This is a genomic window from Pantoea sp. sgz302252, assembly GCF_042610525.1.
Classification (GTDB): domain Bacteria; phylum Pseudomonadota; class Gammaproteobacteria; order Enterobacterales; family Enterobacteriaceae; genus Erwinia.
On the sequence record NZ_JBHDVM010000016.1, the window covers coordinates 55,652 to 70,700 of the forward strand.

Consider the following 15,049-nt stretch of genomic DNA (forward strand, 5'->3'; position numbering starts at 1 on the left):
GAAATTAATCGACAGAGAGCGCGCTACAGCGCGGAACGCCAGTGCTGGTCAATGACGGAACGGCAGAAGAACCGGGTAAGGGAAAAGGCTGGGCACTGCAGGGAAATGAACAAACCGTCCATAAATTTACCACTCATCCACGCTATTGCTTCTCATCCTGGTGGAATGAATATTGTCCTCAGTAGTTAAACACGCCGCTATTCTGGCACTATCCCGAACGGCGGCGGTAAAACATTTGCACTGATTTACGAAGAAAAAAGAAGGTTGCAAACTTTACTAAACTGTTAATTTCACCGGACGCAGATTATCCGGTGAAATAAAATCGCGCTCAGACTTCAGCGGGCCGCCGCCTTTTTAAAGTCATCAACGCATCAAAAACAAAGATCGCCAGCGCCGCCCAGATAAAGCTAAAGGTCACCGCTTTATCCGGCGTCATTTGTTCGCCGTAAAAGGTGATGGCCAGCAGGAACATCAGCGTCGGGCCGAGATACTGGAAAAAACCCACCGTTGACAGGCGCAAACGCGAACAGGCGGCGGTAAACAGCATTAGTGGAATGGTGGTGATAATCCCGGCGGCAATCAGCAGCAGGTTCAGCGAAAGCGGATTCTGCGTCAGATGGCTGGTCGGGCTTTCCGCGATGCCGAACAGATAGATGGCGGCAACCGGCAGCAGCCAGCTGGTTTCAATCAGCATGCCGGTCTGCGCATCCACGCCAATCTTTTTGCGCATCAGGCCGTACAGGGAAAAAGTGCCAGCCAGGCCAAGCGCGATCAGCGGCACAGAGCCAAATTTCCACAGCTGTACCAGCACGCCGCAGGCGGCCAGCGCCACCGCCAGCCACTGCAAACGGCGAAAGCGTTCGCCCAGAAACAGCATGCCGACCAGCACATTCAGCAGCGGATTAATAAAATAGCCCAGGCTGGCTTCCAGAATATGATCGTTATTCACCGCCCAGATAAAAATCAGCCAGTTACTGCACACCAGAGTGGCGGAAACCGCCAGCAGCAGCACCTTTTTTGGCGTCTGGAAAACCGCCTTTACCTTGCCCCAGTTACGGCTGACGCTCAGGAGCAGCAGCATAAAAAAGAACGACCAGATGACGCGGTGCGTCATGATTTCGCCGGGCGCGACCTGCTTAATCAGTTTGAAATAGGCGGGCGCGATGCCCCAGATAAAGTAAGCGCCCAGCGCATAGAAAATGCCCTGGCGAGATTGCTGCGCATCCATGTAACATCACTCCGTCAACGGTGGAAATTTAACCTACAAGATAGGTTGCCGTGGTGCTGGCGATATAAAGACCGGCGTCATTATGCAACTCAACGCGCGCCACCGCGACCTTATTACCGCCGCGCAGCAGGCTGCTGGTGGCGATAAAGCGTTCGCCGCGGCCAGGACGCAGATAGTCCACGCGCAGATCGATAGTGCCCATCCGCGACAGGCGCTGCCGCAGTTCCTCTTCGGTAATGGCCTCTTGCCTGGTAAGCGCGCTGCTGACGCAGACCAGACCAGCCGCTACGTCCAGCACCGCCGCGATCACGCCGCCGTGCAGAATTTTTTGCGCAATATTGCCAACCAGCTGGGTCTGATTAGCGAAGCTAAGTTCCGCATAATCCGGCTCCAGCCGATCCAGCGTGAGGCCGAGCGTGCGGTTAAAGGGCATATCATAAACAAAGATTTCGCCGATCAGGCGGCGGGCCGCGGCCCGATCGAGCAGTGCAGGTGAAGGCATAAAAAATTCCTTTACGACGTAAGCCGCTTATCAGACTGACTATTTTAACCCGCCGGTAGCGAGGCGTTTACTTTACAAAAACAGCACTAATCCCGGCCAGTAATTCTGTGTAGAATGGCGTGCTTTTTACCCATACCCTTATCTGTTCTGGAGAATTTTATGTCGATGCTGAAAGGCCCGCTGGCTGCAGCGCTCCTTTTCCCCTGCCTGGCTCTGGCGCAGGAAGCTCAGGTCACAGAGGTGCATGACCAGCCCGCCGTGCGCGGCAGTATTATCGCCAATCTGCTGGAGAAGCATGACAACCCTTTTGTGCTCTTTCCTTACGAAAGCAACTATCTGCTCTACACGGATACCAGCAATATCAACAAAGAGGCGATTCAAAGCTACAACTGGGCGGATAAGGCGAAGCACGACGAGGTAAAATTCCAGCTAAGCCTGGCCTTCCCGCTCTGGCGGGGCATTTTAGGCGACAACTCGGTGCTCGCGGCCTCTTATACTCAGTCATCCTGGTGGCAGCTTTCCAACCGCGGCGGCTCGTCGCCGTTTCGTGAAACCGACTATCAGCCGCAGGTTTTCCTGGGCTGGGCTACCGACTACAGCTTTGCCGGCTGGACGCTGCGCGACGTTGAGCTGGGTCTGAACCACCAGTCGAACGGCCGCTCAGAGCCAACTTCACGCAGCTGGAACCGTGTTTACGCGCGGCTGATGGCGCAGAACGGTAACTGGCTGGTAGAGGCCAAACCCTGGTACCGTCTTCCAGAAAATGAAAATAATGACGACAACCCTGATATCACTAAATATATGGGGTATTATCGCCTGACGGTCGGCTACCAGCTGGGCGAAAGCATCTTCAGCCTGCAGGGCAACTATAACTGGAACAGCGGCTACGGCGGCGCCCAGGCGGGATGGAGCTATCCCCTTACGGAACATGTCCGTTTCTACACGCAAGTCTTTAGCGGCTATGGTGAATCGCTGATTGACTATAACCATCGTCAGACCAGGGTCGGCGTCGGCGTCATACTGAACGACCTGTTTTAACGCTTTCCGGACGGCCGTCGCGCGCCGTCCGCCATCAAGTTGGAGTACACGTGTCTACGGCTGCAGTGATCAACCAGGAAACGCTGGCGCAACAGGTTTTGCAGGAAACCTTCGGCTACCAGCAGTTTCGTCCCGGCCAGCAAACCATTATCCAGGCTTCGCTGCAGGGGCGCGACTGTCTGGTGGTGATGCCGACCGGCGGCGGCAAATCGCTTTGCTATCAGATCCCGGCGCTGGTGCGCGAAGGGCTGACGCTGGTGGTGTCGCCGCTGATCTCGCTGATGAAAGACCAGGTCGATCAGCTGCTGGCTAACGGCGTAGCCGCCGCCTGCCTGAACTCCACGCAAACGCGGGAGCAGCAGCAGGAAGTTTTCGCAGGCTGCCGCACGGGGCGTATCAAGCTGCTCTACATCGCGCCAGAGCGCCTGATGATGGACAACTTCCTGGACAACCTGGCGCACTGGAATCCGGCGATGCTGGCGGTGGATGAGGCGCACTGCATCTCGCAATGGGGCCACGATTTCCGGCCGGAATACGGCGCGCTGGGCCAGCTGCGGCAAAGGCTGCCGGAAGTGCCGGTAATGGCGCTGACCGCTACCGCCGACGAAACCACGCGTAACGATATCGCGCGGCTGCTCCAGCTACAGGATCCGCTGATCCAGGTCAGCAGCTTCGATCGTCCTAATATTCGCTACACGCTGGTTGAGAAATTCAAGCCTACAGATCAGCTAATCCGCTACGTACAGGATCAGCGCGGCAAATGCGGCATCATTTACTGCAACAGCCGGGCGAAGGTAGAAGACACCGCCGCGCGCCTGCAAAGTCGCGGCCTGAGCGTCGGCGCTTACCATGCCGGTATGGATAACGCGCATCGCGCTCACGTGCAGGAAGCCTTCCAGCGCGACGATCTGCAAATCGTCGTCGCCACGGTCGCTTTTGGCATGGGTATCAACAAGCCTAACGTACGCTTTGTGGTGCACTTTGATATCCCGCGCAACATCGAATCCTACTATCAGGAAACGGGCCGCGCCGGGCGAGACGGCCTGCCAGCCGAAGCGCTGATGCTTTACGATCCGGCAGATATGGCCTGGCTGCGTAAATGTCTGGAAGAAAAAGCGCCGGGGCCTCTACAGGATATCGAGCGCCACAAGCTCAACGCGATGGGCGCCTTTGCGGAGGCGCAAACCTGCCGCCGGCTGGTGCTGCTGAACTACTTTGGTGAAGGACGCCAGCAGCCGTGCGACAACTGTGATATCTGCCTGGATCCGCCACGCCGCTACGATGGCACGGTAGAGGCGCAGAAAGCGCTCTCCTGCATCTATCGCGTCGGCCAGCGTTTCGGTATGGGCTACGTGGTGGAGGTGCTGCGCGGCGCCAACAACCAGCGTATCCGCGATATGCAGCATGACAAGCTGCCGGTCTATGGTATCGGCCGCGACCAGACTCATGAGCACTGGATAAGCGTGATCCGCCAGCTCATTCACCTGGGGTTCGCCACGCAAAACATCGCTATGCATTCTGCTCTGCAGCTAACGGAAGCCGCGCGCTCCGTGCTGCGCGGAGAAACGCCGCTGCTGCTGGCGGTGCCGCGTATGGTCAGCGTCAAACCGCGCAGCAGCAGTCAAAAATCGTTCGGCGGCAACTACGACCGCAAGCTGTTCGCCAAGCTGCGTAAGCTACGCAAGGCGATTGCCGATGAAGAGAACATCCCGCCGTACGTGGTGTTTAACGACGCCACGCTGATAGAAATGGCCGAGCAGATGCCGCTGACCGCGTCAGAAATGCTGAGCGTCAACGGCGTCGGCCAGCGCAAGCTGGAGCGCTTCGGTAAGCCGTTTATGGTAATGATCCGCGAGCACGTAGACGGCGAAGAGTAAGAGCGCGCCGTCAGGCAATTTTCCTGGCGGAAGCCAGCAGCGCGCCGACAGCGATAAACATGCCGCCGAACAGGCGGTTCAGCAGCTTCATCTGCTTTGGTCCTTTAATCCAGGCCGCAATACGCTGCGCCAGCGTGGCGTAGCCGATCATCACGATGATATCGACTACCACGGTAGTGACGCCCAACACCACATACTGCATCGCCTGCGGCTGGTGCGGAATAATAAACTGCGGAAAGAGCGCCGCCAGAAAAACGATGCTTTTCGGGTTGGTAAGGTTAACCAGCACCGCACGTTTAAACAGCCTGCGGCGCGGCATCGCTTTAGTCACCGCCTGTAAATCGATCGCGCCCGCCGAGCGCCACTGCTGAATGCCCAGCCAGACCAGATAAGCTGCGCCAGCCCATTTCAGCGCTTCAAAAGCCAGTATGGACTGGGAAAACAGCGCGCCCAGCCCGATACCAACCAGTAAAATATGCGTCGCCAGCCCAACCTGCAGGCCGCAAATCGACGCCGCCGCGCCGCGATAGCCGTGGCTGATGCCGGTGCTCATGGTATTGATTGCGCCGGAACCCGGCGAAAGACTTAAGATACTGGTTGTTAAAAGATAGGCCAGCCACCATTGGATGGTCATAGGGTAAGGCTCCCTGATAGCGCAGAAGTATGACACAATACGCCATTGCGGCGGTGCAGGCTATGGGGGCGTGCGTGACAGAAAAACAGCGGGGTTAGGGTGATGAAAAAGCCTGCCTGGCAAAGGCGTGAAAAAGCGTTTGCCGCTTTCGCTACCGGCCCGCTGCTGGACTTCTGGCGGCGGCGGGAAGAGCGCGAATTCGTGGGCGTCGAAAACGTCCCGATCCGCTATGTTCGCTTCATTTCTCCGCAACACAGCAAAGTTATACTGGTCTGCCCTGGACGTAGCGAAAGCTATGTAAAGTATCCGGAGCTGGCCTACGATCTGTTTCACTGCGGCTACGATGTGGTAATTGTCGATCATCGTGGGCAAGGACGATCCGGCAGGTTGCTGAAGGATCCACATCGCGGGCATGTGGAGTTGTTCGATCACTATGTAGACGATCTGGAAACGCTCTATCTGCAAGAGATCCTCAGCCGCCATTATCAACATCGTTACGCGCTGGCTCATTCTATGGGCGGCGCCATCCTGACGCTGATGCTGACCAGACAGCCGCAGGCCTTTGACGCCGTGGCGCTGGTTTCGCCGATGTTCGGCATTTTTCTGCCGATGCCGCTGTGGATGACGCACTGCATCCTCAACTGGGCGGAGAAGCGTCCGGCAGTGCGCGATGGTTACGCCATAGGCACAGGTCAGTGGCGGCCTAACCCGTTCGGCATAAATCAGCTGACCCACAGCCGCGAGCGCTACCGGCGCAATCTGCGTTTTTACGCCGACGAGCCGGGGCTGCGGGTTGGCGGCCCGACTTATCACTGGGTCAGAGAAGGCATTCTGGCCGGAAAAAACATTTTGACTCAGGCAAAAGAGATCGTCACGCCGCTGCTGCTGCTGCAGGCTGGCGCAGACAAAGTGGTGGACAACCGTGCGCAGGATCTCTTTTGCCAGACTATGAAGGCGGCGGGCAATCCTTGCGAAGGCCCGCTGACTATCGCCGGCGCGCGTCACGAGATCTTGTTTGAAAAAGACAGCATGCGCGCCGAGGCGCTGGAGGCCATTACGGCGTTTTTCGCCCGGCATCCCTGATTTACTGCTCAGATATGGCAACCGCATCTCACCATTAACAGAGGTTTTATGTACCCAATCGTTGCATCCGATCTTGACGGCACGCTGTTGTCGCCGGATCACCGTTTATCCGCTTTCGCCCGTGAAACGCTGCAGCTGCTGACGCAAAAGGGCGTGCATTTTGTTTTCGCTACCGGCCGCCATCATATCGACGTAGGCCAGATGCGTGACAGCCTGGGCATTGACGCCTATATGATCACTTCTAACGGCGCACGCGTGCACAACACCGCTGGCGAGCTGATTTTCAGCCATAACCTGGAAGAAGATATCGCGCTTGAGCTGTTTGGGCTGCACCACAGCCACGAGCATATCTATACCAATGTCTACCGCGACGAAGAGTGGTTTCTGAACCGTCATCGCCCGGAAGAAATGGACTTTTTCCGCGAGTCCAACTTCAACTATCAGACCTACGAGCCGGATGCGCTGCCGACCGATGGCATCAGCAAAGTCTTCTTTACCTGCGCTAAGCCAGAACTGCTGATCCCGCTGGAAGAGGCGCTGATCGCGCGCTGGGGCGATCGCGTTAACGTCAGCTTCTCGCTGCCGACCTGTCTGGAAGTGATGGCGGGCGGTGTCTCTAAAGGGCACGCGCTGGATGCGGTTTCACGGCTGCTGGGCCATACGCTGGCGGACTGCATCTCGTTTGGCGACGGCATGAACGATAAAGAGATGCTGAACATGGCGGGCAAGGGCTGCATTATGAGCAACTCGCACCAGCGCCTGAAGGATCTGCTGCCGGAGCTGGAAGTGATCGGCAGCAATGAGGATAACGCCGTGCCGAACTACCTGCGCAAGCTGTATAACGTTTGAGAAAAACCGCCTCCGTAAGGAGGCGGAGAGATTGATGACAAACCCCAGGTCGCGTTTAAACCAGTGGCAGAGCAGCAGAGGCCGATCGGAACACGGACACGCCGTCCCCGTGGGCTCGGTTGGCGCGTCCATGCGCCCGCCTATCCGCTCGGCCTCTGCCGCTATGAAGCTGCGGTGTTGCTGTAAAAAGAGATAGTCCTGATGAACGGTTTAGGTTTGTCAGCAGTCTGACCGCCTCCGTAAGGAGGCGGCAAAGATTAGCGTTGTAGAAAATGTACGGCCTTGTCCGGAAAATCGGTAAACAGGCCGTCCACGCCCGCCTGGTTGTAGAGCGCATCGTAAACCTGGTCGACGTTATCCGCCCAGGCCGGTAGCTGGTCGGCGCGCACCGTATAGGGGTGCACAACCAGCCCGTTCTCGTGCGCCTCTTTTACCATCGGGGTAAAACGGACATTGCCTTTGCCCGAGCCGCTGGCAACCAGCATGTGGTAATCAGGGCCGATGCCGTCAACATAGCGCGCCAGGGTTTTCATCGCGCCGGGCTTCAGCATCCAGTCATAGCTGTAGTTTACCCATTTGCCGTTTTGCTGCTCCTGCGTCTCTTTTGACTCGGTTTCGGTGATCAGCTGCACCAGTTTCACCGCCATACCGCGCTGCGGTTCAAGCTCCGTTTTGATGCGTTTTAACTCGTTATAGTCAAAACACTGGAGATAAACCTTGTCGCTTTTCGCGCTATAGCCGTACTGCTTAAGCACATCCAGCACTTTCGCGGAGATATCTTTGCCCTCCTGGCGATGGAACCAGGGCGCTTTGATCTCGGTATAGATGCCGATATTTTTGCCCGTTGAATGATTCATCCCCTGAATAAACTCAATCTCTTCGGCAAAGGTATGAATATGGAAATCGGACTTGCCCATCGGAAAGCGCTGCGGATAAGTCTGCGTCTTTTTGCCGTCCTTTAGCGTAAAGCCCTCGGTAAACTTCAGTGCCTTGATCTCCGCCAGCGTAAAGTCGATAGCGTAATAGCGGCCATCTTTCCTGGCGCGATCGGGATAGCGCTCCGCTACATCCGTTACGCGATCCAGATAATGATCGTGCAGCACCACCAGCTGATCGTCCTTCGTCATCACCAGATCCTGCTCAAGAAAGTCGGATCCCTGGGCGTAGGCCATTGCTTTAGCGGGCAGGGTATGCTCCGGCAGATAGCCGCTGGCGCCGCGATGGGCAATCACTACCTTAGGCTCCGTAGCCGCCATAACGCTAAGTGAAGCGCCCAGCAGCAGCGTAGCTATCAGCTTTTTCATTGCGTTGCTCCTTTCTTGTGTTTGTGCTCGCTTAGCATGGTGGCAATGAGCAGCAGAACCGCCAGCACGCCGCCGCCAATCATCACGATAAAGCCGCCATCCCAGCCGAAATAGTCCACCGTATAGCCGACGATGGCGCTGGCGGCCACCGAACCGCCAAGATAGCCGAACAACCCGGTAAAGCCAGCCGCCGTGCCTGCTGCTTTCTTCGGTGCCAGCTCCAGAGCGTGCAGCCCGATTAACATCACCGGCCCATAAATCAGAAAGCCAATGACGATCATACAGGTGATATCTACGCCGGGATTACCGGGAGGATTCAGCCAGTAAACCACCGTTGCCAGCGTCACCAGCACCATAAAAAAGACGCCGGTAGCGCCGCGGTTGCCCCTGAAGACTTTATCGGACATCCAGCCGCACAGCAGCGTGCCGGGAATACCGGCGTACTCATAAAGAAAGTAGGCCCAGGAGGATTTATCCAGCGTGAAATGCTTGACCTCTTTTAAATAGGTCGGCGACCAGTCAAGAATGCCGTAGCGCAGCAGATAGACGAAAACGTTGGCCAGCGCGATATACCAGAGCAGCTTGTTGGGCAGCACGTACTGCATAAAGATTTGTTTGGCCGTTAGCTCTTCTTCCTGGCTTTGATCGTAATCGGGCGGATAATCGTTTTTATACTCTTCAATCGGCGGCAATCCGCAGGACTGCGGCGTATCTCGCATCAATGCAAAGGCGAACAGAGCCACGAGGATAGCGGCGAAGGCGGGCATATAAAAAGAGGCTTTCCAGTCGTTAAACCAGTACATGCCCAGCAGAAACAGCAGCGGCGGAATGCCGCCGCCGACGTTATGCGCGCAGTTCCAGACGGAAACAATGCCGCCGCGCTCTTTCTGCGACCACCAGTGCACCATAGTACGTCCGCAGGGCGGCCAGCCCATGCCCTGAAACCAGCCGCAGAGAAACAGCAGCACGAACATCACCATAATGCTGGAGGTCGCCCAGGGCACAAAACCCATAAACAGCATCACCGCCGCCGCCAGAATCAAACCGGCAGGCAGGAAAACGCGTGGATTAGAGCGATCGGAAACCGAGCCCATAATAAATTTGGAAAAGCCGTAAGCGATGGAAATACCGGAAAGGGCGAAGCCCAAATCGCCGCGCGAAAAGCCTTGCTCAACCAGCGAGGGCATAGCCAGCGCGAAGTTTTTCCGCACCAGATAATAAGCCGCATAGCCAAAGAAAATGCCGAAGAAAATTTGCCAGCGCAGCCGACGGTAAAGGGGATCGACGGCGCTGGCTTCTACGCGCGGCCGATGCGCCGCAGGTTTAAAAACAGATAACATAACAGCCTCCCATGGCGAATTATTTTTTTTCTGAACGGATGCAGGATAAAAAAACACCAGGCAGAGACTAAAAGAAAAGCGGCAGGCTCACTGTGAACAAGGGCGCAAAAGATGTCACTTTTATGACAAAAGACTGAATTATGCGAGGTGTCTCCCGGCTTAAAACTTTTTACCGCTTCGAAAAATATGAGAGGAACCAGTAAAGTTTGTTTTTTAATCGGATGTAAACCATATATTTCCCCGTTAATAAGGCATTTTCGCTACACTACGCCCTCTTTTCGCAACAGAGTCTTTATCGTGACCTTACTGATAATCACCACTATTTTATGGGCCTTTTCATTCAGCCTGATTGGCGAATATCTGGCGGGCCAGGTCGACAGCGTGTTTTCAGTGCTGATCCGCCTGCTGCTGGCCGCCGTGGTTTTTCTGCCTTTTCTGCGCTGGCGCGGCTACCGGCTCTCGACGCTGCTGCTCTATATGGCTGTGGGCGCGCTGCAGCTTGGCGTGATGTACCTGTTCAGCTTTGAAGCCTATCTCTATCTCAGCGTTTCCGAGCTGCTGCTGTTTACGGTAATGACGCCGCTCTATATCACGTTGATTTACGACTTAATGAGCGGCCGCGGCGTGCGTCCCGGCTATGCGTTGAGCGCACTATTGGCCGTCATCGGCGCGGCTATTATTCGCTATGACAAGGTCAGCGACCATTTCTGGTTCGGCCTGCTGCTGGTACAACTGGCCAACCTCTGCTTCGCGGTCGGCATGGTGGGATATAAGCGGCTACAGGAAACCCGGCCAATGCCGCAGCATGCCGCTTTCTCCTGGTTTTACATGGGCGCGGCGCTTGTTGCGGTTATCGCCTGGTGCCTGTGGGGCAATCCACAAAAGCTGCCAACCACTACGTTGCAGTGGACTATTTTAGTGTGGCTGGGCGTGGCGGCTTCCGGGCTGGGCTATTTCATGTGGAACTACGGCGCGACGCAGGTTGATGCCGGTACGCTGGGCATCATGAACAATATGCACGTACCTGCCGGTTTGCTGGTTAATCTGGCGATATGGCAGCAGCAGCCGCACTGGGCGAGTTTTATCGTTGGCGCGGCGGTAATATTCGCCTCGCTTTGGGTACATAAACGCTGGATTATAAACAGGTAGCTGAGGAGCTGGCGCACGGACAAAATGCCAATCCGCGCGCCGTTTAAGCAGCATTCCCGGCGCCATGCCGAAGTTTTATCAGGCTTTATTTGGCGTTGGGCGCAGCTTCATGGTCAACCCTTTCAGGAAGTTCCTTAAAATCTGATCGCCGCACTCGCGGTAGTTTTTGTGGCCCGGCTTGCGGAAAATCGCGCCAATTTCAGACTGGCCTACGGCAAAATCGGCCAGCTTGAGCACATCAATAATATCCGTGGTCTTTAAATCAAAAGCGATACGCAATTTTTTAAGAATAATATTATTGGTCATTTTGCGCTCGATAGAAGGCTCCGGTGCCTCTTCGCTTTTACCGCGGCGCTGGAAAATCAGGCCGTTCAGGAAATAGCCCATCAGCACGTCGGGACAGGCGCGATAGCCTGCTTCATCCTCTTTTTTCAGGAAGCTCTGCATCTCCGCTTCGCTGACTTCGCTTTCCGCCAGCGCCAGGATGCCGACCATCTGGGCATCGTTCAGCTTCAGCATATAGCGCACGCTGCGCAAAACGTCGTTATTAGTCATAAAAATCTCATCGGTTCAGGATCGTTGGCCGCATTATAGAGACAAATAGCTTTGGATAAAGGAATACCGTCAGCAAAAAGCTGACGGCAGGCCGATCAGGAAGGGTTGAGGGAAACAGGCAGCGGCGTGCCGGGCACGGAGGCATCCCTGACCAATGGCAGATGCTCGCAGGCATGCTGGCGGGCGGAATGAATAAAAGCTTCTACCACCGGCTGGCGTTGTTCACCATCGCGCACGGCGGCGTATAACCGGCTCCACAATCCTTCGCCCAGCGTTTTGGTCACCACCAGACCCTGATGCTCAAAGCTCTCAACCACCCAGTGCGGCAGGGCGGCAATCCCCATGCCTGCTGAAACCATCTGGATCAGCAGCAGCGTATTATCGACGCTTTTCAGCGCCGGACTTACGCCCGCAGGCTGTAAGAAATGCCGCCAGATATCCAGGCGCTGGCGCTGCACCGGATAAATCATCAGCACCTCGCTGGCTAAATCCTCCGGCGAAATATGCTCGACTTGCGCCAGCGGATGATCGGGTGCCAGCACCAGCCTGACTTCGAAATCAAACATCGGCGAATAGAACAGCCCGCTGCGCGGCAGGATATCGGAAGTCAGCACCACGTCCAGCTCGCCCTGCTGTAGCGCGGGCTGCGGATCGAAAGTTACGCCCGATTTGAAATCCATCACTACCTGCGGCCAGCTCTTGCGGAAATTGTTCAGCGCTGGCGTCAGCCACTGAATGCAGCTGTGGCACTCAATGGCGATGCGCAGCGTGGTCTGATGCGGCTCATGGCACGCCTGCAAAGCGTGCTGGATCTGTGGCAGCACCTGCTCGGCAAGCTGTAGCAGGATCTCACCCTGCGGCGTAAAGCGCAGCGGCTGGCTTTTGCGCACGAACAGGCGGAAGCCCAGGCGCTGCTCCAGATCGCTGAACTGATGGGAGAGGGCCGACTGCGTCTGGTGAAGCTGGGCGGCGGCGGCGGCCAGCGAACCGCTGTTGCGCAGCGCTTGCAGCGTCCGCAGGTGTTTAAGTTCGATCATGAGAGTCCTTCACATCGACAATGAACAATTTGCGCTTGTGGTCACTACAGTACCTGCGGATTATAGATGTGTAAACATCTGGACGTCTAAAAGCCCGATTGCCCGCGCAACGGGCGTTAACTGAGGAAGGAATCAATGACCATTCTGAACCATACGCTCGGCTTTCCCCGTGTTGGCCTGCGCCGTGAACTGAAAAAAGCTCAGGAAAGCTACTGGGCAGGCAACAGCACTCAGGAAGAGCTGCTGGCGGTAGGCCGTGAGCTGCGCGCGCGCCATTGGGAACAGCAAAAACAGGCGGGCGTCGACTATGTGCCGGTTGGCGATTTCGCCTGGTACGATCATGTGCTGACCACCAGCCTGCTGCTGGGTAACGTGCCCGCTCGCCATCAAAACAAAGATGGCTCTATAGATCTGGATACTTTATTCCGTCTTGGCCGTGGCCGCGCGCCGACCGGCGAGCCTGCGGCAGCGGCCGAGATGACCAAATGGTTTAACACTAACTATCACTATATGGTGCCGGAATTCACCAAAGGCCAGCAGTTCAGCCTGAGCTGGAGGCAGATTCTGGATGAGGTGGACGAGGCGCTGGCGCTGGGCCATAAAGTGAAGCCGGTACTGCTTGGCCCGGTAACTTATCTGTGGCTGGGCAAGGTCAAAGGCGAGCAGTTTGACCGCCTGAGTTTGCTGAATGACATTCTGCCAGTTTACCAGCAGGTGCTGGGCGAGCTGGCGAAGCGCGATATTGAGTGGGTGCAGATCGATGAGCCTGCACTGGTGCTGGAGCTGCCGCAGGCCTGGCTGAACGCTTTCAAACCAGCTTACGAGGCGCTACAGGGCAAGACCAAATTACTGCTGACCACCTACTTTGAAGGCGTTGGCAGCAACCTTGATACTATCGTTAAGCTGCCGGTGCAGGGATTGCATGTCGATCTGGTGCAGGGCAAAGACGATATCGCCACGCTGAACGCTAAAGTGCCGTCCGACTGGCTACTCTCTGTTGGCGTTATCAATGGCCGCAACGTCTGGCGTGCCGACCTCAGCAGCTGGTTTGAGCGTTTGCAGCCGCTGTTGGGTAAACGCCAGCAGCTGTGGATTGGAACTTCCTGCTCGCTGCTGCATAGCCCCATCGATCTGAGCACTGAAACCCGTCTGGATGATGAGATAAAAAGCTGGTTCGCCTTTGCGTTACAGAAATGCCAGGAGCTGGCTTTGCTGAGCAAAGCGTTGAACAACAACGATCCGCAGTCGCTGGAAGCCTGGAGCGCGCCAATTCGCGCCCGTCGCCATTCTGCCCGTGTACATAATGAGGCTGTCGGCAAGCGGCTGGCGGCAATTACAGCAAAAGACAGCGAACGTCATAGCAGCTATGCGGTGCGTGCCGCAGCGCAGCGCAAGCGCTTCCAGCTGCCCGCGTGGCCAACTACCACTATTGGCTCCTTTCCACAGACCACTGAAATCCGCAGCTTGCGCCTGGACTTCAAACAGGGACGCCTGGACAGCACACGCTACCGTACCGGCATTGCCGAACATATCAAACAGGCGATTGTCGAGCAGGAGCGTCTGGGGCTGGACGTGCTGGTACACGGCGAAGCTGAACGCAATGACATGGTCGAATACTTTGGCGAAAACCTGGACGGCTTCGCCTTTACCCAAAACGGCTGGGTACAAAGCTATGGCTCCCGCTGCGTGAAGCCGCCGGTGATTATCGGCGATGTTAGCCGCCCGCAGGCAATCACCGTTGAGTGGGCGAAATACGCACAATCGCTGACTGATAAGCCAGTTAAAGGGATGCTAACCGGCCCGGTCACTATCCTCTGCTGGTCTTTCCCGCGCGAAGACGTTTCCCGCGAAACTATTGCCAAACAGATTGCGCTGGCGCTGCGCGACGAAGTGGAAGATTTGGAAAAAGCGGGCATCGGCATTATTCAGATCGACGAACCGGCGCTGCGCGAAGGTCTGCCACTGCGCCGATCTGACTGGGCAGCTTATCTGACATGGGCCGTAGAGGCTTTCCGCCTCAATGCTGCTGTGGCGCAGAACGATACCCAAATCCACACCCATATGTGCTACTGCGAGTTCAATGACATCATGGATTCCATCGCCGCGCTGGATGCAGACGTTATCACCATCGAAACCTCGCGTTCCGATATGGAGCTGTTGGAATCCTTTGAAGAGTTCGACTATCCCAACGAAATCGGCCCGGGCGTTTACGATATCCACTCGCCGAACGTACCGAGCGTGGAATGGATAGAGGCGCTACTGCTAAAGGCAGCGAAGCGGATCCCGGTCGAGCGTCTGTGGGTTAATCCGGACTGCGGCCTGAAAACGCGCGGCTGGACGGAAACCCGCCAGGCGCTGGCAAACATGGTCGAAGCCGCCCGCAATCTGCGCAAAGCGGCTGGCTGAATTCTGTCCAGTTTTTGGGGCGCTGCGGCGCCCCTTTTTTATTTGTC

The 15,049-nt window shown here is 56.3% G+C and carries 13 protein-coding genes; 6 read left to right on the forward strand and 7 right to left on the reverse strand.

Features of this window, described 5'->3' with window-relative positions; all coding sequences use genetic code 11:
- Positions 1-328: 328 nt before the first annotated feature.
- Together rarD and ACETPC_RS21520 are read right to left on the reverse strand one after the other, a co-directional pair.
- Positions 329-1,228, reverse strand: coding sequence for an EamA family transporter RarD (gene rarD / locus ACETPC_RS21515; RefSeq protein ID WP_380184505.1), 900 nt, complete (start codon positions 1,226-1,228; stop codon positions 329-331).
- A gap of 28 nt (positions 1,229-1,256) precedes the next feature.
- Entirely contained in the window at positions 1,257-1,730 is a 474-nt protein-coding gene (locus tag ACETPC_RS21520; RefSeq protein ID WP_380184506.1) for a thioesterase family protein, read from the reverse strand.
- 159 nt (positions 1,731-1,889) lie between these two features.
- Here ACETPC_RS21520 and pldA point away from each other — a divergent pair, with 159 nt between their 5' ends.
- Both pldA and recQ read left to right on the forward strand, forming a co-directional pair.
- Positions 1,890-2,768: a phospholipase A gene (pldA, locus tag ACETPC_RS21525; RefSeq protein WP_380184507.1), complete on the forward strand. Its 879-nt coding sequence runs from the start codon at positions 1,890-1,892 to the stop codon at positions 2,766-2,768.
- A 50-nt stretch (positions 2,769-2,818) separates the two neighbouring features.
- Complete coding sequence (recQ, locus tag ACETPC_RS21530; RefSeq protein WP_380184508.1) at positions 2,819-4,645, forward strand: ATP-dependent DNA helicase RecQ; 1,827 nt, start codon at positions 2,819-2,821, stop codon at positions 4,643-4,645.
- 10 nt (positions 4,646-4,655) lie between these two features.
- Here the strand turns inward: recQ and rhtB are convergent, their stop codons facing one another.
- A complete protein-coding gene (gene rhtB, locus ACETPC_RS21535; protein ID WP_380184509.1) occupies positions 4,656-5,279 on the reverse strand; it encodes a homoserine/homoserine lactone efflux protein in 624 nt (207 codons plus the stop codon).
- Between the two features lie 102 nt (positions 5,280-5,381).
- Here rhtB and pldB point away from each other — a divergent pair, with 102 nt between their 5' ends.
- Both pldB and yigL read left to right on the forward strand, forming a co-directional pair.
- Positions 5,382-6,362 carry a lysophospholipase L2 gene (gene pldB / locus ACETPC_RS21540; protein ID WP_380184510.1) on the forward strand — a complete coding sequence of 327 codons (981 nt, stop codon included), beginning with the start codon at positions 5,382-5,384 and terminating at the stop codon, positions 6,360-6,362.
- Between the two features lie 48 nt (positions 6,363-6,410).
- On the forward strand, positions 6,411-7,211 hold the full coding sequence (yigL, locus tag ACETPC_RS21545) for a sugar/pyridoxal phosphate phosphatase YigL (protein WP_380184511.1): 801 nt from the start codon (positions 6,411-6,413) through the stop codon (positions 7,209-7,211).
- 257 nt (positions 7,212-7,468) lie between these two features.
- Here the strand turns inward: yigL and glpQ are convergent, their stop codons facing one another.
- Positions 7,469-8,467, reverse strand: coding sequence for a glycerophosphodiester phosphodiesterase (gene glpQ, locus ACETPC_RS21550; RefSeq protein ID WP_380184544.1), 999 nt, complete (start codon positions 8,465-8,467; stop codon positions 7,469-7,471).
- Positions 8,468-8,511: 44 nt separating this feature from the next.
- Positions 8,512-9,855: a glycerol-3-phosphate transporter gene (gene glpT / locus ACETPC_RS21555; protein WP_380184512.1), complete on the reverse strand. Its 1,344-nt coding sequence runs from the start codon at positions 9,853-9,855 to the stop codon at positions 8,512-8,514.
- Positions 9,856-10,152: 297 nt separating this feature from the next.
- Here glpT and ACETPC_RS21560 point away from each other — a divergent pair, with 297 nt between their 5' ends.
- Positions 10,153-11,004 carry a carboxylate/amino acid/amine transporter gene (locus ACETPC_RS21560; RefSeq protein ID WP_380184513.1) on the forward strand — a complete coding sequence of 284 codons (852 nt, stop codon included), beginning with the start codon at positions 10,153-10,155 and terminating at the stop codon, positions 11,002-11,004.
- A 78-nt stretch (positions 11,005-11,082) separates the two neighbouring features.
- Here the strand turns inward: ACETPC_RS21560 and ACETPC_RS21565 are convergent, their stop codons facing one another.
- Both ACETPC_RS21565 and metR read right to left on the reverse strand, forming a co-directional pair.
- The gene (locus tag ACETPC_RS21565) at positions 11,083-11,559 is read right to left on the reverse strand and encodes a DUF1456 family protein (protein ID WP_380184514.1); all 477 of its coding nucleotides are present in this window, start codon (positions 11,557-11,559) and stop codon (positions 11,083-11,085) included.
- A 95-nt stretch (positions 11,560-11,654) separates the two neighbouring features.
- Positions 11,655-12,596 carry an HTH-type transcriptional regulator MetR gene (metR, locus tag ACETPC_RS21570; RefSeq protein ID WP_380184515.1) on the reverse strand — a complete coding sequence of 314 codons (942 nt, stop codon included), beginning with the start codon at positions 12,594-12,596 and terminating at the stop codon, positions 11,655-11,657.
- Positions 12,597-12,731: 135 nt separating this feature from the next.
- Between metR and metE the strand changes: the two genes are divergently transcribed.
- Positions 12,732-15,002, forward strand: a complete 2,271-nt coding sequence (gene metE / locus ACETPC_RS21575) for a 5-methyltetrahydropteroyltriglutamate--homocysteine S-methyltransferase (RefSeq protein WP_380184516.1) — start codon at positions 12,732-12,734, stop codon at positions 15,000-15,002.
- Positions 15,003-15,049: the final 47 nt, after the last annotated feature.

Excerpts from the sequence above, each read along its gene's own strand:
- metE (WP_380184516.1), top strand. The coding sequence starts at position 12,732 with ATGACCATTCTGAACCATACGCTCGGCTTTCCCCGTGTTGGCCTGCGC.
- metR (WP_380184515.1), bottom strand. The coding sequence starts at position 12,596 with ATGATCGAACTTAAACACCTGCGGACGCTGCAAGCGCTGCGCAACAGC.
- rarD (WP_380184505.1), bottom strand. The coding sequence starts at position 1,228 with ATGGATGCGCAGCAATCTCGCCAGGGCATTTTCTATGCGCTGGGCGCT.
- ACETPC_RS21565 (WP_380184514.1), bottom strand. The coding sequence starts at position 11,559 with ATGACTAATAACGACGTTTTGCGCAGCGTGCGCTATATGCTGAAGCTG.
- ACETPC_RS21520 (WP_380184506.1), bottom strand. The coding sequence starts at position 1,730 with ATGCCTTCACCTGCACTGCTCGATCGGGCCGCGGCCCGCCGCCTGATC.
- glpQ (WP_380184544.1), bottom strand. The coding sequence starts at position 8,467 with ATGGCGGCTACGGAGCCTAAGGTAGTGATTGCCCATCGCGGCGCCAGC.
- yigL (WP_380184511.1), top strand. The coding sequence starts at position 6,411 with ATGTACCCAATCGTTGCATCCGATCTTGACGGCACGCTGTTGTCGCCG.
- pldA (WP_380184507.1), top strand. The coding sequence starts at position 1,890 with ATGTCGATGCTGAAAGGCCCGCTGGCTGCAGCGCTCCTTTTCCCCTGC.
- pldB (WP_380184510.1), top strand. The coding sequence starts at position 5,382 with ATGAAAAAGCCTGCCTGGCAAAGGCGTGAAAAAGCGTTTGCCGCTTTC.
- rhtB (WP_380184509.1), bottom strand. The coding sequence starts at position 5,279 with ATGACCATCCAATGGTGGCTGGCCTATCTTTTAACAACCAGTATCTTA.
- glpT (WP_380184512.1), bottom strand. The coding sequence starts at position 9,855 with ATGTTATCTGTTTTTAAACCTGCGGCGCATCGGCCGCGCGTAGAAGCC.